This window comes from Nocardioides caldifontis, assembly GCF_008087345.1.
Classification (GTDB): domain Bacteria; phylum Actinomycetota; class Actinomycetes; order Propionibacteriales; family Nocardioidaceae; genus Marmoricola_A; species Marmoricola_A caldifontis.
Genome location: NZ_VHIB01000001.1, coordinates 164,063 through 185,137, shown reverse-complemented (window position 1 = coordinate 185,137; position 21,075 = coordinate 164,063). Strand labels below are relative to the sequence as shown.

Here is a 21,075-nt window from a genome sequence, read left to right as displayed (position 1 = left end):
TGTGGCCCTCAGAGCTCGACGACCGGGGTCTGCGCCGCCGCCGGGTCGCTCAGCTCGAAGAACTCCTTGGTGCCGAACGAGAACATCGACGCGACCACGTTCGAGGGGAAGGTGCGGACCCGCGTGTTCAGCGCCCGCACGTTGCCGTTGTAGAACCGCCGGCCGGCGGCGATCCGGTCCTCGGTGTTGGTCAGCTCCTTCTGCAGCTGCAGGAAGTTCGCGCTGGCCTTGAGGTCCGGGTAGCCCTCGGCGACCGCGAAGAGCCCGCGGACCGCACCGCCGAGCTCCTCCTCGAACGGGCGCCGTTCGCCGGGGGTGTCGCTCTTGTGGGCCGCGGCGGCGTTGCGGGCGGCGGTGACCCGCTCGAGGACACCGGCCTCGTGCGCGGCGTACCCCTTCACGGTGTTGACCAGGTTCGGGATCAGGTCGTGGCGGCGCTGCAGCTCGACGTCGACCTGGCTCCAGGACTCGTCGACGAGCACGTTCTGCGACACGAACCGGTTGTAGGAGACCAGGACGAAGAGCCCGGCCAGGACGACGACCCCGCCGACGACCGAGAGCGCGACGATCACCGGAGCTCCTGGGTGCCCGCGATGCCGTGCTGCTCGCGCACGTAGTCCGGCACCATGTCGAGGATCGTGTCGAGCACCTGCACGCGCGGCATGATCTCGTGCGCGTCGTGCTTGCCGTTGTTGACGGTGAGCAGCCAGCCGTTGGAGGTGCGCCACGCGACGTCGCGGACGGTGAGGAGGTACTCCATCAGCCGCGGGTGGAGCATGTCGTAGGCGAACTTCCGGTCCGGCGAGGAGACCGTGAACGCGCGGTTGAACTCCTCGGACTCCAGCTCGATGTCCTTGTTGAGCAGCTTGCCGATCGCCCGGCCGAAGAACCCCTCGGGGGTCACCTCGAGCCGCGGGACCTGGGCGCCGATCTCGAGGCCGAGCACGGAGAACCAGTGCGAGACCTCCTTCTTGCGGCGGTGGCCGTTGGAGTCGGTGTCCCACTCGGTCGTGTAGTAGACGTAGTCGAACCCGACGAAGGGCCGGCCGTCGTGCCGGCCGGTCATCACGTTCCTCGCCTGCCGGTTGTGGCCGATGTTGAACGGCGCGCCCTCGAACGACGTCGTCCACCGGTCGTCGCGTTCGTCGATCGTCCAGCCGTTGGCGCCGGCCAGGCCTACCAGGGCCTCGCGGCGCTTCTTCTCGACGAACCAGGCGACGCCAGCGACGGCGATGACGAGTGCGATGCCACCGACGACGAGCAGCACGGTCGTTGTGTCCACCGGGGCAGCCTAGGTGGACCGTCGCGGTCCGGGAGAGTCCTGGGCCGGTCCCACGTCCGGGCGTCGGTCGCTGTCAAGAGCCCGGACGGGTGACCCCTCGCTTCACCGCCGGCCCAGCACCGCGCGCAGCGTCCCGCGGGTCGCCTTCCCGCGCAGGTAGCCGCGCTTCGGGCTGCTGCCGAACTCGACGGTGATCGCGGTGCCGGCGAACCGGGCGTTGAACCAGGAGGTCATCGTGCCGCTGCAGTGGCCGGTGCAGTTGAACGCCTTGATCGGCAGCCCGAGCCCGCGGGACAGCCGCCGCTGGAACGGTTTGCCGGTGCTGCTCCGCCCCACCCCGCGCAGCGGTTGGTGGAACGAGACCACGAACCTCGGGCGTACGTCGGAGAGGAACCGGCGCATCGCCCGGCTCTCCGGCTCGCTCCACCGCCGGGGACCGGAGTAGTAGCGGCCGGTCAGCCGCTCCCACTGGTGGCCGAAGTTCCGGTTGAGGTCGACGCCCCGGGCGTTCCCGCGCGTGCCGCGTGCGACCCCGTCCGGGTTCATCGTCGGGACGACCCAGAGGTCGACCCCCTTGACCGGGCGGCCGCGACGCAGCGCGTCGACCACCTGCATCCCGGCCCGCTCGTCGCCGTGCATCGAGCCGAGCACGACGGCCCTCACCTTCGCTTCGGGGTCGCCGAGCCGGAACGCCCGGATGGCGCGGCCCTTGACGCTCCGCCCGATCCGGCGCTTCTCCACGACAGCGCGGGTGTCGGAGGCCGCGGCGGTGTCGAGGGCAGCGACAGGGGAATGGACCGGCGTGCCCGCCGCGGCGGGCGCGGACAGGACGGCGGTCGGCACGGCGAGGCAGGCCGCGGCGAGGACAGCGGCACCGTGCATCGTGCGCGGTCGGCGGGAGGTGGGCGCATGGGTCACCGGTCCACCGAACCACGTCCGGACCCACGGACAGCGGAGCCGCCCTACATTGAGCGCGTGAAGCACTTCGTGACCGGCGGCGCTGGGTTCGTCGGTCGCCACCTCGTCCTGCGGCTGCTCGCCGACGGCCACGAGGTCCGCGCGCTGGCCGGCTCCGACGAGGAGGCCGCCGCCGTGACCGCGTTGGGCGCCACCCCGGTGCGCGCCGACCTCCCCGACCTCGACGAGGTGCTGCGCGGGGTGGGGATCGTCGTGAACGCCGCCATGGAACCCTCCGACCAGGGCCGGCCGGGGCGGCGCGAGCGGGACCCGGTCGCGGGGACCCGGGCGCTGCTCGACGCGGCCCACCGCTCCGGGGTACGTCGGCTCGTGCACGTGAGCACGGAGGCGGTGCTGGCCTCCGGCCGGCCGCTGAGGTACGTCGACGAGACCGCGGCGTACCCCCGCAAGCACGCCGGGGAGCACGCCCGGACCACCGCCCTGGCCGAGCAGGTCGTGCTCGCCTCCAACAGCCGCGAGCTCGTCACGGTCGCGGTGCGCCCCCGGCTGGTCTGGGGGCCGGGCGACACCGAGCTGCTGCCACAGGTCCTCGCCGCCGCCGAGCAGGGGCGCTGGGCCTGGGTCAACGGCGGCAACCACCTGACCTCGACCTGCCACGTCCGCAACCTGTGCGAGGGGATCGTGCTGGCTGCGGAGAAGGGACGCGGCGGTCAGGCGTACTTCCTCACCGACGGCGCCCCGGTCGAGCTCCGCTCCTTCCTCACCCGCTGTGCCGCGGCGTACGGCGTGACGCTGCCCGACCGCTCCGTGCCGTTGCCGGTGACCCGGACGACGACCACCGTGCTCGAGAAGGGCCGGCGGGTCCTGCAGGCGAAGGGCGAGCCGCCCGTCGCCTACGTGGCGGTGGCGCTCGGCGGCCGGGAGGTCACGGTCGACGACTCGCGGGCGCGGCGGGAGCTGGGGTACGTCCCCGTCGTCACCGTCGACGAGGGGATCGAGGAGCTGCGCGAGCTGAGCGGGCCAGCCGCTTCGTGAAGGTGCTGCCGGCGATGGAGTACTACACGCGGATGCCGCCCTCCGACAACGGGCCGGTCGAGCGCGAGCTCGGCGTCACCTTCCGCGACCCGGGGGAGACGCTGGCCGACACGGTGGCCGGCTTGCGCGCGCTCGGCCGGCTGTAGGCGGTGGCTCAGCCGACGGGCTCCGGCTCCTCGACCTCGTCCTGCGCCTTCTTGTCCGCGGTCAGGCTCGTCGCGACGGTGACCGCGAGGACGACGACGATGACGCCGAGCGACCAGAGCGTCGGGATCTCGGGCACCGCGTCCCACTGCAGGTGGCCCCAGTGCAGTGCGAGCTTCACGCCGATGAACGCCAGGATCGTCGCCAGCCCGTAGCCGAGGTGGCGGAGCTTGGAGAGCGCCCCGGCGAGCACGAAGTAGAGCGCGCGGAGCCCGAGCAGCGCGAAGGCGTTGGTGGCGAAGACCAGGAACGGGTCGCCGGTGATCCCGTAGACCGCCGGCACCGAGTCGACGGCGAAGACGATGTCGGTGGCGAAGACGGCGACCACCACGATCGCCAGCGGGGTCAGGGCGCGGCGGCCGTCGACCCGGGAGAGCATCCGCGGGCCGTCGTACTCGGGGGTGACGGGGAAGAGCCGGCGGACCAGCCGCACGCTGCGCATCCTGTCCACGTCGACGTCGTGGTCGCTGCCCTTCACGGCGTCGCGGAGGATCTTGACCGCGGTGGCGACCAGGACCAGCCCGAAGACCAGGAACATCCAGTCGAAGGCGGCGAGCGCCGCGGCGCCGAGCGCGATGAAGACCGCCCGGAGCGCGAGCGCGCCGACGATGCCGTAGAGCAGCACCCGCTGCTGCAGCGCGGCCGGCACGGCGAAGGCGGAGAGCAGCAGCATGAAGACGAACAGGTTGTCGACGCTCAGCGACTTCTCGACGAGGTAGCCGGTGAGGTACTCGACGCCGCGCTCGGAGCCGAACTGCGCCCAGACGTATCCGCCGAACGCCAGGGGGAGCGCGACGTAGAACGCCGACCACCCGACGGCCTCCTTCATGGAGACCTCGTGCGGCCGGCGGGTGAGCAGGAAGTCGACGACGAGCAGGACGACGACGGCGGCGATCACGCCCGTCCACAAGGCGGGGGTGCCGATGGAGTCGATAGAGCTGCTGCCGGCGGCAGCGAGCACAGGGGAAAGTGATGGCACGGAGGCTCCTCAGGTCGGTGGTGCGGCCTGAGGTCTCCTCCACCCGCGGTGCGGGCGCTGGCCGAGGTGCCGCGACGGCACCGGACTGACCGGCTCAGCTCGTGGGAGTACTCCCCTCGGGGTCAAGGGTACCGAGGTGGTCCAAGGGTGGCCTCCGCGCACCCCGGGTAGGGGTCTGGTCATGACGACGGACACGGCGCAGCGCACGGACGAAGGCACCGGGACGAGCTCGCGGAGGTGGCTGCTCGCGGCCGGCTTCGTGGTGGTCGTGGTGGTGTACGCCGGCCTCTCGCGCGTGTGGACCGACACCGAGTCGGCCTGGTACCGCGGGCTCGACGAGCCGCCGTACCAACCGCCGGACGCTGCCTTCGGGATCGTCTGGCCGCTGAACTACCTGGCGCTGCTCGTCGTCGGGGTGCTCGTGTCGCTGCAGCACCCGGCGCGTGCGCCGCGGCTGCTGGCGGTGCTCGCGGGGTCGGTGGTGCCGGCACTGGGGTGGGCGTACCTGTTCTCCCAGGAGCACCTGCTCGTCCCGCCGGCGGTGTCGCTGGCCGTTGCCGCGCTGATCACCTGGCTGCTGCTCGCACTCGCCTGGCGGGTGCGGTGGTGGTACGGCGCCCTGCTGCTCGTCTACGCCTGCTGGATGACGCTCGCCTCGGCGCTGTCGATCGGGTTCGCGGTCCTGAACTGAGCAGGCTGGGACCCGGGCGGCCTCATCGACCGCCCGGGCCTCCGCAGGTCACGGCAGGTCGGCCGGGCGCAGCACGGCGTCGATGCCGTGCGCGATCTGCTTGTTGCCCTTGTTGAGGTTCGCCAGCGCGCGGATCACGGCGGGGTTGCGGTCGTCCTTGTCGGCGTCCCGGAGCCGCACGGTGCGGTGGTAGGTGTTGACCTCGATCGACGCACCCGCCGCGGTCTCCAGCACAGCACCGTCGGCGCCGCGCGCCTGCTTGTAGGTCACGGTCGCGCCGGGCACGACGTGGTAGAGCAGCACCGCCTCGAGGGTGTCGACGTCGACCGCCTTCGCGAGCGCCTTGAACGTTGCCTTCTCGGTGGCCGGGCGCTTGCCGGTCAGCTCGGTGGCGAGCTTGCGGAACGCCTTGTCGGTCGGGACGAACGCGGTCAGCCGGACCTTGCCGTCGGCGAGGACCGCGACCGGGCTGTTCTTCTTCGCGCCGAGGACCGTGGTGACGGCCTTCTCGAGGATGTCGAAGTCCTTCCAGCTCCGGTCGAGCTTGGTGCCGTCGGCGGCGAGCACCTTGGCGAGGCTGCGGTTGCCGGCCTGCTGCTCGGCGGTGGGGGCAGCGGTGGCGGGCGCGGCCGTGGTGGCGGTGACGGCGGCGGTGGCGACGGCGGCCAGGACGGTGGCGACCTTGCGGTTCCTCATGGAAGTCCTCCTCGTGGCAGAGGGCCCGGTGCCCTCCCTCACCGGGTCTTCGTGCGGACCGCAGGGGCGGATTGGCCTGACCTAGACATTCCTTCGAGGTTTTCCTGGGCGAGCTGAACAGGAGGGGTCGTGCTAGGAAGTGGACGTGCTGCCGACCCGAGGAGCTCGATGACCACCCTGACGATCGGCGGGCTCACCGCCGTGCCCGCCCTGTCCCGCCCCGACCTGCTCGCCGAGCCGGTGCTGACGGCGCTGACGCCGTGGAGCGACGCCGAGGCGGTCGGCGTCGTGGAGATCGACCCGTCGCTCGCCGACACCGCGGCGCTGACCGAGGCCTACGACCTGCCGCTGGAGGCGAGCGGCAACTGCGTGGTCGTCGGCGGCCGCCGCGACGGCGTCGAGCGGGTCGGGGCCTGCGTCGTGCGCGCGGACACCCGGGCGGACGTGAACAACCTGGTGAAGCGGCGGCTCGACGTGCGCAAGGCGTCGTTCCTGTCGATGGACGACGCGGTCGCGCGGACCGGGATGGAGTACGGCGGGATCACCCCGGTCGGACTGCCGGCGGAGTGGCGGCTCTTCGTGGACCAGTCGCTGACCAGCGCGCCGGTGGTGATCATCGGCAGCGGGCTGCGTCGCTCCAAGCTCCTGCTCCCGGGCGAGGTGCTGGCCGTGCTCCCGGGCGCCGAGGTGGTCGCGGACCTGGGGATCTGACGGGGCCGGTGTTCCCGGGGGTCAGCGCTCGAGCTCGGAGTGGACGACCACCCCGGTCACCGTGGCAGCCGCGGCGACCGCCGTCAGCAGGACCCCCATCGGCTTGCCGACCGCTCCGCTCCTCAGGGCCGTCAGCCCCGCGACCGCGTCGGCGGCGTCCACCGCGATCCCGGCCTTCACCAGCGCCAGCCGCTGTGACGGCGGGGCGACGAGGGTCAGCGCCCCGAGGGCCAGGTCGCGGGCGCCGAACAGCCGGAACAGGTACGCCGCCTGCCCCTCGCCCTTGAACGTGAGCGCCTTGAGCCCGAGCGACGGAGCGGCGTAGGCCACCGCGCCGAGGGCGACGCGGCCGAGCGAGAGACCGGTGAGGTTGTCCATGCCCGGTGACCCTAGCGGTGCGTGGAACATGTTCCGGTGGGAGTTCGACTCACCTGGTGCGTCGGAGTCCCACCAGAGCCGTTCTCCACAGGCCACAGCAACCCCGTGGACCTAGGGCGACGGGTCGACCACCCTCACGCCGCATGCAGCCGCTGCTCGCGCCCTACCTCGTCGACCAGTCCGGCGTGGTCTCCCGTCGCCAGGCACTCGACGCCGGGCTCCGTCCGCACGACCTCGCCAGGCTGGTGCGCCGTCGCGAGCTCACGCCCCTCCACCCCGGCGTCTACCTCGACCACACCGGGCGGCCGTCATGGCTCCAGCGGGCATGGGGCGGCGTGCTGCTCTGCTGGCCCGCCGCGCTCGCGTCGACGTCATCGCTCCGCGCGGTCGAGGGGCCGGGTTCGCGACCGGACGAGACGATCCACCTCGCCGTGGCTCACGGGCGTTCACCGCGCACACCGGCCGGCGTCGTCGCCCGGGGGTGTCGGCACCTCGAGAGCAGGGTGCAGTGGAACACCGGGCCGCCGCGGGTGCGGTACGACGAGGCGGTGCTGGACGTCGCGGCACAGGCGACGTCCGACCTCGCCGCGCTCGACGAGCTGGCTCGCGCGGTGCAGGGGCGCCGCACGACCGCCGACCGGCTGCTGCTCCGGCTCGCCGATCGCCGCCACATCGCGCGCCGTGCCTGGATGGTCGGTGTGCTGGAGGACGTGGCGTGCGGCGTCTGCTCGGTGCTGGAGCACGGCTACCTGACGCGCGTGGAACGGCCGCACGGGTTGACCGGTGCCCGTCGGCAGGTGCGCGACCGGGTCGGCGCGGGCGTCGTCTACCGGGACGTCGAGTACGCCGGCGGATTCGTGGTCGAGCTCGACGGCCGGCTCTTCCACGACACGGCGAGGCAGCGCGACCGTGACCTCGACCGGGACCTGGTCACCGCGGTTGCCGGGAAGGACACCGTGCGGCTGGGGTACGGCCAGGTGTTCGACCGGTCCTGCTGGACTGCCGGCCACATCGCCGTGCTCCTCGACCGGCGGGGGTGGACAGGTCAGGCCCGGCCGTGCGGTCCCACGTGCCTGGTCAGGTGACTCTGGTGGGGTCCCGACTCACCTGGTGAGTCAGAGTCCCACCAGAACTCACCGGCCGGCGAGGGAGAGGGCCCGGCGGGCAGCAGGTTCGGCGGCGGCGCGGTCGGCGGCGACGAGCCCCACGCGCGTACGCCGGTCCAGCAGGTCGTCCACGTCGAGAGCACCCTCGTGGGTCACCCCGAAGAGCAGCTCGGCGAGGGTGACCGGCACCCCGTCGGCGACCGGGGCGAGCAGCTCGTCGTCGGCCAGCCCCGTGGACCGTGCGGCCTCCAGGACCACGCCGGCCTCGGCGCCGTACCGACGGACGAGCCGGGCGGGCGCGTCGGCCGGAGGCGCACCGGTGGCCCCGACGAGCGGGAGGGCGCGGGTCCGGCACGGGCCGGCGTGCAGGGAGCCCTGCGCCAGCACGGCATCGACGGCGTCGGAGGCCATCTTCCGGTAGGTCGTGAGCTTCCCGCCGACCACCGTGACCACGCCGTCGGGGGAGGTGAGGACCGCGTGCTCCCGGGACAGGTCGGCCGTCCCGCCCTGCGCGGAGATCAGGGGCCGGAGCCCGGCGTAGGCCCCCACCACGTCCGCACGGGTCAGCGGGCGCTCGAAGGCGGTGCTCGCGGTGGAGAGCAGGAAGTCGATCTCCTCCTCGCTCGGCACCGGTACGTCGGGCACCGGGCCGTCGACCGGCTCGTCGGTGAGCCCGAGGTACACCAGCCCGTCCGGCTGGGGGAGCGTGAAGACGAACCGGTTGACCGACCCCGGCACGGGCGCGGTCACCGCGACGCTCGCGGGCACGGCGGTCCCCCGGAGCACCAGGTGGGTCCCCCGGCTCGGGCGCAGCGAGAGCCCGTCGACGAGCCGGTCGGCCCAGACCCCGGTGGCGTTGACGACCGCGCGGGCGCGGACCGACAGGGAAGTCCCGCTCACCGTGTCGGACAGGACCGCCCCCGTCCCGGTCACCGACGAGGCGCGCACCCGGGTGGCGACGCGCGCGCCGTACCCGACCGCCGTGCGGGCGAGCGCGACGACCAGCCGGGCGTCGTCCTCGAGCTGACCGTCGTACGACAGCAGCCCGCCACGGACCGACGGGTGCACGCCCGGGACCCGCGCGGCGGTCTCGGCAGCGGTGAGCCGGCGGGGACGGGGGAGCAGCGACGACGGGGTCCGCGCGCCCCGCCGGAGCAGGTCGCCGGCGCGGAACCCCTGCATGGCCAGGGCTCCTTGCGCGCGGCCGACCGCGGAGGTCAGCGGCAGCACCATCGGCAGCGAACGGGTCAGGTGCGGGGCGGTGCTGGTCATCAGCACGTGCCGCTCGACGGCGCTCTCGTGCGCGACCCCGAGCTGCCCCTTGGCCAGGTAACGCAGCCCGCCGTGCACCAGCTTCGAGCTCCACCGCGAGGTGCCGAAGGCCAGGTCGCGGGCGTCGACGGCGAGCACCGTGAGCCCGCGCGACGCGGCGTCGAGTGCGACGCCGGCACCGGTCACCCCGAGCCCGACCACCAGCAGGTCGACGGTCTCCTCGGCGCCCCAGGTCAGCGCGCTGTCACGGTCGAGCCGGGTCATGGTGCGAGGTACCTCTCCACCAGGTCACGGAGCTCCGCGTCGAGCTCCTCGACCGGCACCTCCGGCACGGTCGGGGTCGACAGCAGGAACCCGTGCAACGCGAGCATCAGCGCCGCCGCCATCCGTGCGGCGTCACCGGCGCGGACGGTCCCCTCCTGCTGGCCGCGCTCGACGGCGGCCGTCAGCAGCGCGAGCACGCGGTCCTGGTTCCGGCCGCGCCGGACGAGCACGTAGGGGAGCAGCACCTCCGGGTCCACCTCGACGATCCGCCGGAACAGCGGCTCCTCGCGCAGGGCAGAAATTGTCACCACGACACCATCGGCGAGGTCCCCGCTCTCCAAGGCGGGATCGACGACCTTCCGCCACTCCCGCACGAGCAGGTCGGCGAGCAGCGTCTGCATGTCGGGCCAGCGGCGGTAGATCGTCATCCGCGAGACGCCGGCCCGCTTGGCCACGTCGGTGAGGGTCGTACGACGCCAGCCGACGGCGAGGATGTTCTCCCGCGCGGCGTCGAGGTACCGGTCCTCGGCGTTGTGACGGATGGACGGCATGTGTCACAGTGTACCGCGTGAGCGAGATGCACTGGTCCAGGTGGGGCGACCCCGCCAAGGCCCGCCCCGTGTCCGACGAGCTGCGCGGCCTGGTGGAGGCGTTCCTCGGCCCGGTGGTCGAGCGTCCCTCGGTCGAGCTGGCCGAGGTGGAGCTCGCGCCGGTAGCGCTCTCCGACGAGCACCTGGCGGCGCTGGGCGCCCTGGTGGAGCGCGAGCACGTGCACACCGGGCACGAGTGGCGGGTCCGGCGTACCCGCGGGAAGTCGACGCCCGACCTGCTCCGGATCCGCGCCGGCGACGGCGCCGACGCCCCCGACGCGGTCGTCCGCCCGGGCAGCCACGACGAGGTCGCCGCGGTCGTGGCCTGGGCGTCCGAGCACCGGGTCGCCGTCGTCCCCTTCGGTGGTGGCACCTCGGTCGTCGGCGGGCTTGTCGCCCGGCGGGACGGGTACGCCGGCGTGGTCGCCCTCGACCTGCGGCGGATGACCCGGCTCCTCGCCGTGGACGAGGTGTCCGGCACGGCGACCCTCGAGGCCGGGCTGCTGGGGCCGGAGGCGGAGGAGCTGCTCGCGGAGCGGGGGCTGCTGCTCGGCCACTACCCGCAGTCGTTCCCCCACGCCACGATCGGCGGCTTCGCGGCCACCCGGTCGAGCGGCCAGTCGTCCGCCGGCTACGGCCGGTTCGACGCGATGGTGCTCGAGCTCCGCGTCGCGACGCCGGTCGGCGAGCTCGCCCTCGGCACCTCCCCCGCGAACGCCGCCGGCCCCGACCTCCGCGAGCTGGTGCTCGGCTCCGAGGGCGCGTTCGGCGTGGTCACCGAGGTGACCGTGCGGGTCCGGCCGCTGCCGGAGCGGAAGCACTACGAGGGCTGGCGGTTCGCGTCGTTCGCGGCGGGCGCGGCGGCGATGCGACGGCTGGCCCAGGAGCTTCCGCAGGGGCGCGGGCTGCCGACCGTCCTCCGGCTCTCCGACGAGGCCGAGACCGCCGTGAACCTCGCCAGCCCGGACGCGGTCGGTGGCGGTGCGAGCGGCGGGTGCCTGATGGTCGTGGGCCACGAGGGAACCCCCGACCAGGTGGAGGTCGCGCAGGGGCGCACGGCTGCGCTGCTGGCCGACGCCGGCGGCGAGCGCCTCGGCGAGGAGCCGGGCACCCGTTGGGCGGAGGGCCGCTTCGACGGCCCCTACCTCCGCGACTCGCTGCTCGACATCGGCGTGCTGGTCGAGACCTTCGAGACCGTCACCTGGTGGTCCCGGCTCGACGAGCTGTACGCCGCGGTGAAGCAGGCCGTGGAGGCCGACCTCACCGAGCAGGGCACGCCGCCGCTCGTACTGTGCCACGTCTCGCACGTCTACGAGACCGGGGCGTCGCTCTACTTCACCGTCGCCGCCCGCGAGCTCGACGACGGGGTCGCGCAGTGGAGCCGCACGAAGCGTGCCGCCACGGATGCGATCGTCGCGTCGGGCGGGTCGATCACCCACCACCACGCGGTCGGTCGCGACCACCAGCCGTGGCTGGAGCAGGAGGTCGGTCCGGTCGGCGTCGAGCTGCTGCGGGCGGTCAAGGAGCGGGTCGACCCGGCGGGGGTCATGAACCCGGGCGTGCTCGTCCCGTGACCTCCTACCGGTTTCTCGTCAACCCGACAGCAGGGTCTGGCTCAGCAGCCGGGCTGGTCGACCAGGTCGCTGCGAGGCTCCGCGCGGCCGGCGCGACGGTCGCTGTCGAGACGAGCCTGAGCCCCGAGCACAGCAAGGCGTCCGTCGCCGAGGCGGTCGCCGCCGGCCAGGTGGTGGTCGCGGCCGGCGGTGACGGGATGCTGGCCTCGGTCGCGGGCTCGGTGGTCGACGCCCGCGGCGTGCTGGGCGTCGTCCCCGGTGGCCGCGGCAACGACTTCGCCCGGATGCTCGGGCTCCCGAGCGAGCCGCCGGCGATCGCCCAGCGGCTGCTGGAGGCGCGTTCCACCCCGGTCGACGTCATCGGCGTCGACGACGGCCACGTGGTCCTCGGCAGCATGTACGCCGGCGTCGACTCGCTCGCCTCCGAGATCGTCGACGCCTCCCGGCGGCTGCCGTCGGCGGTGCAGTACCCCTACGCCGCCGTCCGCTCGCTCCTCACCTACAAGCCGGGTCGGTTCACCGTCACCGTCGACGGGTCGACCACCGAGCACGACGCCTACACGGTCGTCGTCGCGAACTCCGCCTACTACGGCAAGGGAATGCGCATCGCGCCGGCCGCCGACGTGCGCGACGGGCTCCTCGACGTGGTGGTGCTCCCGGCGGGGTCACGGTTCGGGATGGTCCGCCGGCTCCCCAAGGTGTACGACGGCTCGCACGTCGACCTCCCGGGCGTGGTCGTCCTCCGGGGCCGGTCGGTGACGGTCGCCGCCGAGCACGAGGTCGTGGCCTACGGCGACGGCGAGCGGCTGGGCCCGCTGCCCCGGACCGCGACCGTGCGCCCGGGTGCCCTGCAGGTGCTGGCGTAACGCTCGTGTGGTGGCCGTGACGTCCCATCAGCGTCACCGCCACCGCACGAGCACCGTCACGCCGTGGCCAGCTCCCAGAGCAGCAGCTCGGCGTCGTCCACCGCGGTGACCCGGGCCCCGCCCTCGGTCGCCCGCAACGCGTCGCCGGTGGTCAGGACGCCCGCGCCCTCCACCTCGACGCCCCCGCGGGCCACGAACAGGTGGAGTGCTGGCGCCTCGGGCAGCGTCACCGAGCGACCGGTCCCGAGCCGGGCGACCCGCAACGTCGCGCCGGGGTTGGCGATCGGGACGACCGCGTCGCCCGTGCCCGCGATCGTCGTCCAGCCGTCGACGTCCACCGACGCCGGCGCGTGGACGTAGGACGGTGGCAGCCCGGGCTCCGCCGGTCGTACCCACATCTGCACGAAGTGCACCGGCTCCGGCCCCTCGTTCACCTCCGCGTGGATCACTCCGCTCCCGGCGCTGAGCCGCTGTACCGTCCCCGGAGTCACGACGGTGGAGCCTCTCGAGCCGTCGGAGTGACGCAGCGCGCCGCCCAGCACCCAGGTCACGATCTCCAGGTCGCGGTGCGGGTGGTCGGGGTACCCGTGCCCCGGCAGCACCAGGTCCTCGTTGTGGCAGACCAGGAAGCCCAGCCCCACGTTGCTCGGGTCGTAGTGGCGGTCGAACGAGAACGAGTGGCGGGTGGTCCGCCCCTCCGCCTCGGTGACGAACCGGTCCGCGCTCCGCCGCACCTCGAGACTCATGCCGCCGTCGTCCCGAACGGGAACCGCGCGACCACCTCGACGACCTCCTCGGCCGTGCCGTCCACCCACACCAGCTGCGCCTCCGAGGCCAGCGCACGCACCGGCCCCTGCGCGTCGAGGAGGTGCTGCAGGTCGTCGAGCTGCTCGTCCTCCCGGAGCGGCACGGTGAGGTGCGGCACCACTCCGTCGAACCGCCCCTCGTCGGGCGGGTGCTCCGGGAACGCCCGGGCCAGCTCCATCACGAGGTGGCGGAACGGCGCCGCCGGGTCGGGCGCCAGGTACACCGGCCCGTCCGGGAACCGGCTCGCCCGCGCCAGCTCGAAGGAGAACGGCACGACGTCACCGAACAGCGCCTCGAGCTCGGTGAGGACCCCGTCGGTGAGCTCGTCCCGGGGCACGAAGGGGACCAGCAGCGTGACGTGCGCGGGGACGACCAGCCCCGCGGCGTACCCGTCCGTCATCGCCCGCCCGGCCACCAGCCAGTCCGCGACGGGGACGGGGAGCAGCAGGGCCGAGAACGGCGACCGGGCTTCGGGCATGCCTCTTGATACCCCGTCGCGGCCCCCGCGCACGCGCCCGGTCCTACGCTGGCGCCATGGGTCACGGCCACGGGCACGGTCATGCGGCCGGCCGTGCGCACGACCGCTCGCGGCTCCGCTGGGTGCTCGGGCTCACCTCCGTCACGCTGGTCGCGCAGCTCGTCGGCGCGTGGTGGAGCGGGTCGCTGGCGCTGCTGGCCGACGCGGGGCACATGGCCACCGACGCCGGGGCGGTGCTGCTGGCGCTGGCCGCGGGGTACATGGCGACCCGGCCGTCCACCGACCGCCGTACCTTCGGCTGGCACCGCGCCGAGATCCTCGCCGCGCTCGCCAACGCCGTGGTGCTGCTGGTCGTCGGCGGCTACCTGCTCGTCGAGGGCGTACGCCGGCTCACCGACCCGCCGGCCGTCGAGGCCGGCCCGATGCTGTGGTTCGCGCTGGTCGGCCTGGCGGCGAACGCGGTCTCCCTCGGGCTGCTGCACGAGCGCAAGGACGAGTCGCTCAACGTCCGCGGTGCCTACCTCGAGGTCCTCTCCGACCTGCTCGGCTCGGTGGCGGTCGTGGTCGCCGCCCTCCTCGTCCTCACCGCCGACGCGCTCTGGGCCGACCCCGTCGCGACCCTGCTCATCGCGCTGGTGATCCTGCCGCGGGCGCTGCTGCTCGCGAAGGAGGCGGCCGAGGTGCTCCTGGAGTCGACGCCGTCCCACGTCGACCCCGAGGAGCTGAGGCGCCACCTCGGCGAGGTACCCGGCGTCGTCGACGTCCACGACCTGCACGTGTGGACGATCACCAGCGGGATGCCGTCGATGTCGGTGCACGTCTCGGTCGACGACCGGACGCTCGCGCAGGAGGGGGTCGGCCGGCTGCTCGACCGGTTCAGCGATTGCGTGAGCAGCCACTTCGACATCGAGCACACGACGTTCCAGATCGAGCCCGTGGCGCACCGGGACCACGAGGAGCTCGGCGAGCCGCACCCCTGACGAGGGAGGTCAGGGGTACGCCCGAGAACAGCTCGCCGAGCCCCGGCTCGTGGTCAGCGCGCGACGTGCGGGGCCGGGGAGGAGGTGGTGGGCGCGGCCGGCGACGCGGTGGCCACCGGGCCCGTGCCGCCGAAGAGAGCGACGCTCAGCACGGCGCCGGCGGCGGCGTACTTCAGGACGTTGTTCATGCTTCCTGCTCCCGGAATCCCCGTGCGCGGGCGACCGCGCGCCCCGCGGCCTCCCTGCCGCAGCTGCTTGAATAGTTTCGCACGAATCAGGACGAATGGGCCTGACGAACCAGGACTTTTTGCCTTATGGCCCGGGCCCGGGCCGGGAGCAGCCGTCGGGTGAGCCGTCACTAGGCTGACCGCCATGCGTCGTCTGCCCGCCCTGCTCGTCACCCCCCTTCTGCTCGCCGCCGTGGCGTGCGCGCCGCAGGAGGAGGAGTCCGACGGCGGCTCGTCCACGGCCGCCGACCCGTGCGCCCCCGGCGAGCTGCCGGTGAAGCAGGAGGGCACGCTGACGATCGGCACGGACTCGCCGGCGTACGAGCCCTGGTTCGTCAACAACGACCCCGCCAACGGCGAGGGGTTCGAGTCGGCCGTCGCCTACGCGGTGGCCGAGGAGCTCGGGTTCGAGGCCAAGGACGTCGACTGGGTCAAGGTCCGGTTCAACAACAGCTACAAGCCGGGGCCCAAGGACTTCGACTTCGACATCAACCAGATCTCGATCACCCCCGAGCGCGAGGAGGTCGTCGACTTCTCCGACGGCTACTACTCCGCGGCGCAGGGCGTCATCGCGCTGAAGAAGTCGCCGGTCGCCGAGGCCGGCTCCGTCGCCGAGCTCGCCGACTTCAAGCTCGGCGCGCAGACCGGCACCACCAGCCTCACCGCGATCCGCGACGTCATCCAGCCCTCCGAGGAGCCGCTGGTGTTCACCGACACCAACGCCGCCAAGCAGGCGCTCCTCAACGGCCAGGTCGACGCGATCCTCGCCGACGTCCCGACCGCGTTCTACATCACCGCGGTGGAGATCCCGGAGGCGAGCATCGTCGGGCAGTTCCAGCCCGAGACCGGGGAGCAGGAGGAGTTCGGGATGCTCTTCGAGAAGGGCAGCGACCTGGTCCCCTGCGTCAACGAGGCGCTCGCCACCCTGCGCGACAACGGCAAGCTCGCCGAGATCGAGCAGCAGTGGCTCTCCGACGTGGTCGACGTCCCGGTCCTGGAGTGAGCCTGGCCGCCTGGGAGCCGTCGCCGGCGCAGCAGGAGCGGCTCCGGGTCGCCCGCCGGATGCGGCTCCGTTCGTGGAGCCTCGCGACGGTCTCGGCGCTCGTCGTCTTCGGGATCCTCGTCGTCGGGGTCGTCTCGTCGCCGGGGTGGGAGACCGTCCGTACGACGTTCTTCGACTGGTCCGCCGCCCGTGACGCGCTCCCCGACATCCTCGGCGGGTTCTGGGAGTACAACATCCGGCTCTTCCTCATCGCCGAGCCGCTGATCCTCGTCCTCGGGCTGGCCGTCGCCGCCGCCCGGGTGAGCACCTCGCCGCTGCTGATGCCGGTCCGGCTGCTGGCGATCGCGTACACCGACCTCTTCCGCGGCCTGCCGACGATCCTCGTCGTCTTCCTGGTCTGCTTCGGGGTGCCCGCGCTGAACCTCCAGGGCGTCACGAACTCGCTGTTCTGGCTGGCGCTCGTCGCACTGGTGCTCTCCTACGGCGCCTACGTCGCCGAGGTGTTCCGCGCCGGCATCGAGTCGGTGCACCCCTCCCAGGTCGCCAGCGCCACGGCGCTCGGGCTCACCCGCGCCCAGGCGCTGCGCCACGTCGTCGTACCGCAGGCCGTGCGGCGCGTCCTGCCGCCGCTGCTCAACGACTTCGTCTCGCTGCAGAAGGACACCGCGCTGGTCGCCGCCGTCGGGCTCCTCGACGCCCTCGGCTCCGCGTCGGACACCGCGAACTTCACCTTCAACTACACGCCGTACGTCGTCGCCGCCGCCCTCTTCGTCGCGCTGACCGTGCCTCTCGCGCGGCTCACCGACTGGGTCGGCCGGCGGATGTACGAGCGCGAACGGGCAGGTGCCCGATGACCGCCCCGGTGCTGCAGGTCGACGGGCTGCGGAAGGCGTACGGCGACCGCGTCGTCCTCGACTCTCTGGACCTCGTCGTCGAGCCGCACGACGTGGTCTGCCTCATCGGCGCCTCGGGGAGCGGCAAGTCCACGCTGCTGCGCTGCATCGACCTGCTCGAGCAGACCGACGACGGCACCATCTGGTTCGAGGGCGAGGACATCTCCGACCCGCGCGTCGACGCCCGCCGGGTCCGGAGCCGGATCGGCGTGGTCTTCCAGGCGTACAACCTCTTCCCGCACCTCACCGTCCTCGACAACATCACGCTGGCCCCGCGGAAGGTGCACGGCGTCGGTGCCGCCGAGGCGCGCGACCGTGCTTTGGGGTTGCTGGCGGAGTTCGGGCTCGCGGACAAGGCGGGGGTCCACCCCGACCGGCTCTCCGGCGGCCAGCAGCAGCGCGTCGCCGTCGTGCGCGCCCTGGCGACCCGGCCGTCGCTGTTGCTCCTCGACGAGGTGACCGCCGCCCTCGACCCCGAGCTCGTCGGCGAGGTCCTCGACATCCTGCGCCGGCTCGCGGAGGAGGGGACCACGATGCTCCTCGCGACCCACGAGATGGCCTTCGCACGGGACGTGGCGACGAAGGTCTGCTTCCTGGACGGCGGGAAGGTGCTCGAGGAGGGTCCGCCGGCCGAGATCTTCACCGCCCCGGCGAGCGAGCGCACCCGCCAGTTCCTCCGCCGCGTCCTCTGACGCCGAGCCGTCGCATCTTCCCGCCGAAATAGCGCCAAGCCGGCTCGGGTCAACCAGGGTCTGGACCGGTCGACCACGGGCCCTCGCCAGTCCTCTGCGTCTCGTGCCAGCATGCCCGACCAGAGGGTGGGTTCAGTGGGATGCAGCACGGGGGCAGCCATGGAGATCGGCATCGGGTCATCTGCCACCTCGCGGTGGGGTCGCAGGGGCGGAACAGGTCGGCTAGGCGCCGGCGGCGCTATCGGCGCGCTCGTGTTGGGTGCGGCGATGCTGGCGCCGGAAGGTGGGGCTACGGCTACCGTCGCCAGCTCAGGCGGCTTGCCGCGTACGTCGACGAGCGAAGCCGCGAAGCCGAAGTGCATGGGCAAGCGCGCCACGGTCATTGGCGACGGTCGTGACAACGTGCTCCGGGGCACCAACCGCTCCGACGTCATCGTGGCCGGTGGTGGGGACGACACGATCTACGGCAAGGGTGGCAACGACCTGGTCTGCGCGGGTGGCGGGAGCGACACGGTCGTCGCAGGCGCCGGCCATGACCGGGTCCGAGCAGGCGCGGGCAGCGACATCGTCATCGGCGCGGCCGGCAACGACATCCTCGCCGGCCAGGGTGGGCCCGACGGGATGATCGGTGACGCTGGCGCTGACCGGATCAATGGGGGCGGCGGGGTCGACCTGCTGGCCTATCTCGGCACTCGCAAGGGCGTGCGCGTCGACATGGCAAAGGGCCGCGCGTCCGGTGGCGCCGGCAAGGACCGGTTCTCGGGATTCGAAGGACTCGTCGACACCCCGCGCGCTGACACGCTCCTGGGCAGCAAGCGCAACGAAGCGTTCTTCCCCAGCGGAGGCGCTGACAGGATCGACGGGCGCGGTGGCCGCGACTACCTCATCCACACGCTGTCCCCACGCGGTGTCACCGTGGACCTCAGCAAGGGAACGGCCACGGGCCGCGTCAAGCTGTCCAGCATCGAGAACGTGTTCGGGTCCCCGCACCGCGACACCATCACCGGTACCCGCGGCTTCAACGAGCTCGACGGTCAGGCCGGCCAGGACACGATCCGCGGGAACGGTGGCGGGGACATGTGCTTCGCGGAGCAGGTCACCGGATGCGACCGGCTGACCTTCGCGGGGACGCCGCCGACGCCGACGCAGCCACCGCCGGGCCAGCGGACCCGCGTCGGAGCCTTGGGCGCCGCGATGCTCCGCTACCAGGGCTCCCCGGATCGCCCGGGAGAGATGACGACCCGACGTGCTGGCGGGCAAGCCGTCCAGTACGGGCGGGTCGAGTGCCCGGCGATGAGTCGAGCCGCATGGGCGACGTCGTTCGTGCGCGGCGTCGGTTTCATCCAGGCTGAGCAGGCGGACGGCAATGTCTGGAACTCGATCTGGATGTACTACAACGGCCTGTCCACGTGGCTGTGGGATGCCGTCAGCGGCCGGTGGATCGGCCCTGTCGTCGGAGAGCAGCCCACCGTTGACGGCATCTTCGTCGGCGAGCGGGGCCGTGCGCGAGCCTGGTGGTGGTCCTCGGAGTGGGGGCAGTGGTACCCGCTCGGCGCCTGTATCGGCAACGGCGTCCCCCTTGGCTTCAACTTCTCCTAGTCCGTGCCACGGGCTTCTGGGAAGGGCCGCGAGCGCCGGACCGGTGTTCCACAGGCGTTCGGTTCGAAGAAGCTCCCCGAGTCCGGCGGCCTCTGCACCGTCGTGGTCACCATCCCACTGCACGTCCTGGAACAAGGGGTGAGTGTCGCGACCCTGTCCACCGGCGGCACCATCAGCGTGGGCGCAGCCCGCCGGCCCCGATCAGCCCCGGTCGATCCGAGGCGGCGGCCGGAGCGACTCCTTCGCGGCATCCCGCACGGCGGTGGTGAGCTCGTGCAGCGCGGGACTCTCCAGCCGCCACCGCTGCCAGTGCAACGCGACGCCGAGCGGCTTCGCGCCGGGCAGGCGAGCGAGCCCGAGCGCCGCCGCCGACGCCAGCTGCGGCTCCGGCACCAGCCCCCAGCCGAGCCCGGCGACGACGGCCGCGAGGAAGTCGTCGCTGCTCGGCACCCGGTGCACCACCGGCGGGCGGCCGACGCCGTGCGCCCCGAGCACCCGGTCCTGGAGCCGGTCCTTCTCGTTGAAGACGACGACCGGCGCCGCAGCCCAGTCGAAGCCACGTCCGCGGCGGTACCGCTCCGCGAATGCCGGCGCCGCGGCCGGGAGGTACCGCAACGTCCCGAGCGGCTCGACCGAGCACCCCTGCACCGGCTGGGGTTCGGCCGTCACGGCGGCCAGCACCTCGCCGCGACGCAACAGGTCGTGCGAGTGCCCCTCGTCCTCGACGTACAACCGCAACGCGACCGCCGGTGTCGCCGCGACCGCCTGCAGCACCGGGCGGAACCACGTCGCCAGCGAGTCGGCGTTCACCGCGACCGCGAGCTCGACGACCGACTCGGTCCCGACCTCGCTCGCCGCCTCCTCGGTCAGCAGCCGCAGCTGGCGACCGAGCCGCAGCAACGGCGCGCCGGCGTCGGTCACCTCGGCGGGGCTCGTACGCCGGACCAGCACCTGCCCGGCCGCGCGTTCGAGCGCCCGCACCCGCTGGCTGACCGCGCTGGGCGTCAACGCCAGCCTTCGTGCGGCCGCGTCGAAGGACCCCTCCTCCGCGATCACGACGAGGGTCTCGAGCTGGTCGGCCGGGAAGCGCACCTCGCCAGTGAAGCACGGCTGAAGAGAGTGAAGAAACATTCGTTGGCCTTCACACGGCGACCGACCTACCGTCGAAGGGTGCTCACCCCTGTCGTCGCCGGGTTCCTGACCGGCGGTTCGCTCATCGTCGCGATCGGCGCCCAGAACGCCTTTGTGCTCCGTCAGGGGCTGGTACGCCACCACGTCGCGGCCGTCGTGGTCGTGTGCGCGCTGTCGGACGTCGTGCTCATCTCGGCCGGTGTCAGCGGGATCGGCGCGATCGTCGACCGGGCCGGCTGGGTCGTCGACGTGGTGCGGTGGCTGGGTGTTGCGTTCCTTCTCTGGTACGCCGCCGGCTCGCTGCGCCGGGCGTTCCGGCCGGAGTCACTGGAGGGCGGGGCCGCCGAGGCGGCGCGGCGCGAGCCCCGCGGCGTCGTCGTCGGGAAGGCCGTCGCGCTGACGTGGCTGAACCCGCACGTGTACCTCGACACCGTCCTGCTCATCGGTTCGATCGCGGCGACGCACAGCCACGTCTCCGACCAGCCGCTCGACGGCCGTTGGTGGTTCGCGATCGGTGCGGTGCTGGCCAGCATCGCCTGGTTCAGCGGACTCGGCTTCGGCGCCCGCGCGCTCGCGCCGGTCTTCGCCCGGCCGCGCGCGTGGCAGCTGCTCGAGCTCTTGATCGCCGCCACGATGGTCGCGATCGCCCTGAAGCTCGCCCTCGGCTGACCCGGGACGGTCAGCCCGACGCGCGCCCCC

At 73.0% G+C, this 21,075-nt stretch carries 25 protein-coding genes; 13 read left to right on the top strand and 12 right to left on the bottom strand.

Annotation, left to right across the window (positions count from 1 at the left end; all coding sequences use genetic code 11):
• Positions 1 to 8: 8 nt before the first annotated feature.
• The 3 genes from FIP57_RS09030 to FIP57_RS09020 all read right to left on the bottom strand — a co-directional run bounded on the left by FIP57_RS09030 (position 9) and on the right by FIP57_RS09020 (position 2,200).
• The gene (locus FIP57_RS09030) at positions 9 to 572 is read right to left on the bottom strand and encodes a LemA family protein (protein WP_148573207.1); all 564 of its coding nucleotides are present in this window, start codon (positions 570 to 572) and stop codon (positions 9 to 11) included.
• Complete coding sequence (locus FIP57_RS09025) at positions 569 to 1,282, bottom strand: DUF3137 domain-containing protein (RefSeq protein ID WP_148573206.1); 714 nt, start codon at positions 1,280 to 1,282, stop codon at positions 569 to 571. Before FIP57_RS09025 ends, FIP57_RS09030 begins: the two co-directional genes overlap by 4 nt.
• Positions 1,283 to 1,384: 102 nt before the next feature.
• Positions 1,385 to 2,200: a M14 family metallopeptidase gene (locus tag FIP57_RS09020; protein ID WP_162529734.1), complete on the bottom strand. Its 816-nt coding sequence runs from the start codon at positions 2,198 to 2,200 to the stop codon at positions 1,385 to 1,387.
• A 57-nt stretch (positions 2,201 to 2,257) separates the two neighbouring features.
• Here FIP57_RS09020 and FIP57_RS09015 point away from each other — a divergent pair, with 57 nt between their 5' ends.
• Both FIP57_RS09015 and FIP57_RS23175 read left to right on the top strand, forming a co-directional pair.
• The gene (locus tag FIP57_RS09015; RefSeq protein WP_162529733.1) at positions 2,258 to 3,235 is read left to right on the top strand and encodes an NAD-dependent epimerase/dehydratase family protein; all 978 of its coding nucleotides are present in this window, start codon (positions 2,258 to 2,260) and stop codon (positions 3,233 to 3,235) included.
• Positions 3,232 to 3,381 carry a hypothetical protein gene (locus FIP57_RS23175; RefSeq protein ID WP_162529732.1) on the top strand — a complete coding sequence of 50 codons (150 nt, stop codon included), beginning with the start codon at positions 3,232 to 3,234 and terminating at the stop codon, positions 3,379 to 3,381. The genes FIP57_RS09015 and FIP57_RS23175 overlap by 4 nt, the downstream gene beginning before the upstream one ends.
• Positions 3,382 to 3,389: 8 nt before the next feature.
• Here the strand turns inward: FIP57_RS23175 and FIP57_RS09010 are convergent, their stop codons facing one another.
• Complete coding sequence (locus tag FIP57_RS09010; RefSeq protein ID WP_148573203.1) at positions 3,390 to 4,418, bottom strand: TerC/Alx family metal homeostasis membrane protein; 1,029 nt, start codon at positions 4,416 to 4,418, stop codon at positions 3,390 to 3,392.
• A gap of 181 nt (positions 4,419 to 4,599) precedes the next feature.
• On the opposite strand from FIP57_RS09010, the gene FIP57_RS09005 reads away from it, so the two are divergent.
• Positions 4,600 to 5,109, top strand: coding sequence for a TspO/MBR family protein (locus FIP57_RS09005; protein ID WP_148573202.1), 510 nt, complete (start codon positions 4,600 to 4,602; stop codon positions 5,107 to 5,109).
• Between the two features lie 48 nt (positions 5,110 to 5,157).
• Here the strand turns inward: FIP57_RS09005 and FIP57_RS09000 are convergent, their stop codons facing one another.
• Positions 5,158 to 5,805 (bottom strand): fasciclin domain-containing protein, encoded by a 648-nt coding sequence (locus tag FIP57_RS09000; RefSeq protein WP_148573201.1) that lies wholly within the window; start codon positions 5,803 to 5,805, stop codon positions 5,158 to 5,160.
• 168 nt (positions 5,806 to 5,973) lie between these two features.
• On the opposite strand from FIP57_RS09000, the gene FIP57_RS08995 reads away from it, so the two are divergent.
• Positions 5,974 to 6,516, top strand: a complete 543-nt coding sequence (locus FIP57_RS08995; RefSeq protein ID WP_148573200.1) for a YbaK/EbsC family protein — start codon at positions 5,974 to 5,976, stop codon at positions 6,514 to 6,516.
• A 21-nt stretch (positions 6,517 to 6,537) separates the two neighbouring features.
• Here FIP57_RS08995 and FIP57_RS08990 read toward each other — a convergent pair whose 3' ends face one another.
• Complete coding sequence (locus tag FIP57_RS08990; protein WP_148573199.1) at positions 6,538 to 6,894, bottom strand: hypothetical protein; 357 nt, start codon at positions 6,892 to 6,894, stop codon at positions 6,538 to 6,540.
• A gap of 143 nt (positions 6,895 to 7,037) precedes the next feature.
• Between FIP57_RS08990 and FIP57_RS08985 the strand changes: the two genes are divergently transcribed.
• The gene (locus FIP57_RS08985) at positions 7,038 to 7,979 is read left to right on the top strand and encodes a type IV toxin-antitoxin system AbiEi family antitoxin domain-containing protein (protein WP_148573198.1); all 942 of its coding nucleotides are present in this window, start codon (positions 7,038 to 7,040) and stop codon (positions 7,977 to 7,979) included.
• Positions 7,980 to 8,027: 48 nt separating this feature from the next.
• Here FIP57_RS08985 and FIP57_RS08980 read toward each other — a convergent pair whose 3' ends face one another.
• Both FIP57_RS08980 and FIP57_RS08975 read right to left on the bottom strand, forming a co-directional pair.
• The gene (locus FIP57_RS08980) at positions 8,028 to 9,536 is read right to left on the bottom strand and encodes a glycerol-3-phosphate dehydrogenase/oxidase (RefSeq protein ID WP_148573197.1); all 1,509 of its coding nucleotides are present in this window, start codon (positions 9,534 to 9,536) and stop codon (positions 8,028 to 8,030) included.
• On the bottom strand, positions 9,533 to 10,087 hold the full coding sequence (locus tag FIP57_RS08975) for a TetR/AcrR family transcriptional regulator (protein WP_148573196.1): 555 nt from the start codon (positions 10,085 to 10,087) through the stop codon (positions 9,533 to 9,535). The genes FIP57_RS08980 and FIP57_RS08975 overlap by 4 nt, the downstream gene beginning before the upstream one ends.
• A gap of 26 nt (positions 10,088 to 10,113) precedes the next feature.
• On the opposite strand from FIP57_RS08975, the gene FIP57_RS08970 reads away from it, so the two are divergent.
• Positions 10,114 to 11,700 carry an FAD-binding oxidoreductase gene (locus FIP57_RS08970; protein WP_148574113.1) on the top strand — a complete coding sequence of 529 codons (1,587 nt, stop codon included), beginning with the start codon at positions 10,114 to 10,116 and terminating at the stop codon, positions 11,698 to 11,700.
• The gene (locus FIP57_RS08965; protein WP_148573195.1) at positions 11,697 to 12,566 is read left to right on the top strand and encodes a diacylglycerol/lipid kinase family protein; all 870 of its coding nucleotides are present in this window, start codon (positions 11,697 to 11,699) and stop codon (positions 12,564 to 12,566) included. Before FIP57_RS08970 ends, FIP57_RS08965 begins: the two co-directional genes overlap by 4 nt.
• Before the next feature lie 56 nt (positions 12,567 to 12,622).
• Here the strand turns inward: FIP57_RS08965 and FIP57_RS08960 are convergent, their stop codons facing one another.
• The gene (locus tag FIP57_RS08960; protein ID WP_148573194.1) at positions 12,623 to 13,312 is read right to left on the bottom strand and encodes a pirin family protein; all 690 of its coding nucleotides are present in this window, start codon (positions 13,310 to 13,312) and stop codon (positions 12,623 to 12,625) included.
• Positions 13,309 to 13,851, bottom strand: a complete 543-nt coding sequence (locus tag FIP57_RS08955) for a 2'-5' RNA ligase family protein (protein ID WP_148573193.1) — start codon at positions 13,849 to 13,851, stop codon at positions 13,309 to 13,311. The genes FIP57_RS08960 and FIP57_RS08955 overlap by 4 nt, the downstream gene beginning before the upstream one ends.
• Positions 13,852 to 13,907: 56 nt before the next feature.
• On the opposite strand from FIP57_RS08955, the gene FIP57_RS08950 reads away from it, so the two are divergent.
• Entirely contained in the window at positions 13,908 to 14,831 is a 924-nt protein-coding gene (locus tag FIP57_RS08950) for a cation diffusion facilitator family transporter (RefSeq protein WP_148573192.1), read from the top strand.
• 53 nt (positions 14,832 to 14,884) lie between these two features.
• Here FIP57_RS08950 and FIP57_RS24310 read toward each other — a convergent pair whose 3' ends face one another.
• Complete coding sequence (locus tag FIP57_RS24310) at positions 14,885 to 15,019, bottom strand: hypothetical protein (protein ID WP_275266158.1); 135 nt, start codon at positions 15,017 to 15,019, stop codon at positions 14,885 to 14,887.
• A gap of 184 nt (positions 15,020 to 15,203) precedes the next feature.
• Here FIP57_RS24310 and FIP57_RS08945 point away from each other — a divergent pair, with 184 nt between their 5' ends.
• From FIP57_RS08945 to FIP57_RS08930, 4 genes are all read left to right on the top strand, one after another.
• On the top strand, positions 15,204 to 16,061 hold the full coding sequence (locus tag FIP57_RS08945; protein WP_148573191.1) for an ABC transporter substrate-binding protein: 858 nt from the start codon (positions 15,204 to 15,206) through the stop codon (positions 16,059 to 16,061).
• Positions 16,058 to 16,915: an amino acid ABC transporter permease gene (locus FIP57_RS08940; protein WP_238993369.1), complete on the top strand. Its 858-nt coding sequence runs from the start codon at positions 16,058 to 16,060 to the stop codon at positions 16,913 to 16,915. The genes FIP57_RS08945 and FIP57_RS08940 overlap by 4 nt, the downstream gene beginning before the upstream one ends.
• The gene (locus FIP57_RS08935) at positions 16,912 to 17,646 is read left to right on the top strand and encodes an amino acid ABC transporter ATP-binding protein (protein WP_148573190.1); all 735 of its coding nucleotides are present in this window, start codon (positions 16,912 to 16,914) and stop codon (positions 17,644 to 17,646) included. The genes FIP57_RS08940 and FIP57_RS08935 overlap by 4 nt, the downstream gene beginning before the upstream one ends.
• Before the next feature lie 159 nt (positions 17,647 to 17,805).
• A complete protein-coding gene (locus FIP57_RS08930; RefSeq protein ID WP_162529731.1) occupies positions 17,806 to 19,245 on the top strand; it encodes a calcium-binding protein in 1,440 nt (479 codons plus the stop codon).
• A 201-nt stretch (positions 19,246 to 19,446) separates the two neighbouring features.
• Here the strand turns inward: FIP57_RS08930 and FIP57_RS08925 are convergent, their stop codons facing one another.
• Positions 19,447 to 20,337, bottom strand: coding sequence for an ArgP/LysG family DNA-binding transcriptional regulator (locus FIP57_RS08925; protein ID WP_238993368.1), 891 nt, complete (start codon positions 20,335 to 20,337; stop codon positions 19,447 to 19,449).
• Between the two features lie 78 nt (positions 20,338 to 20,415).
• Between FIP57_RS08925 and FIP57_RS08920 the strand changes: the two genes are divergently transcribed.
• Positions 20,416 to 21,045, top strand: a complete 630-nt coding sequence (locus FIP57_RS08920) for a LysE/ArgO family amino acid transporter (RefSeq protein ID WP_148573187.1) — start codon at positions 20,416 to 20,418, stop codon at positions 21,043 to 21,045.
• Positions 21,046 to 21,075 lie beyond the last annotated feature (30 nt).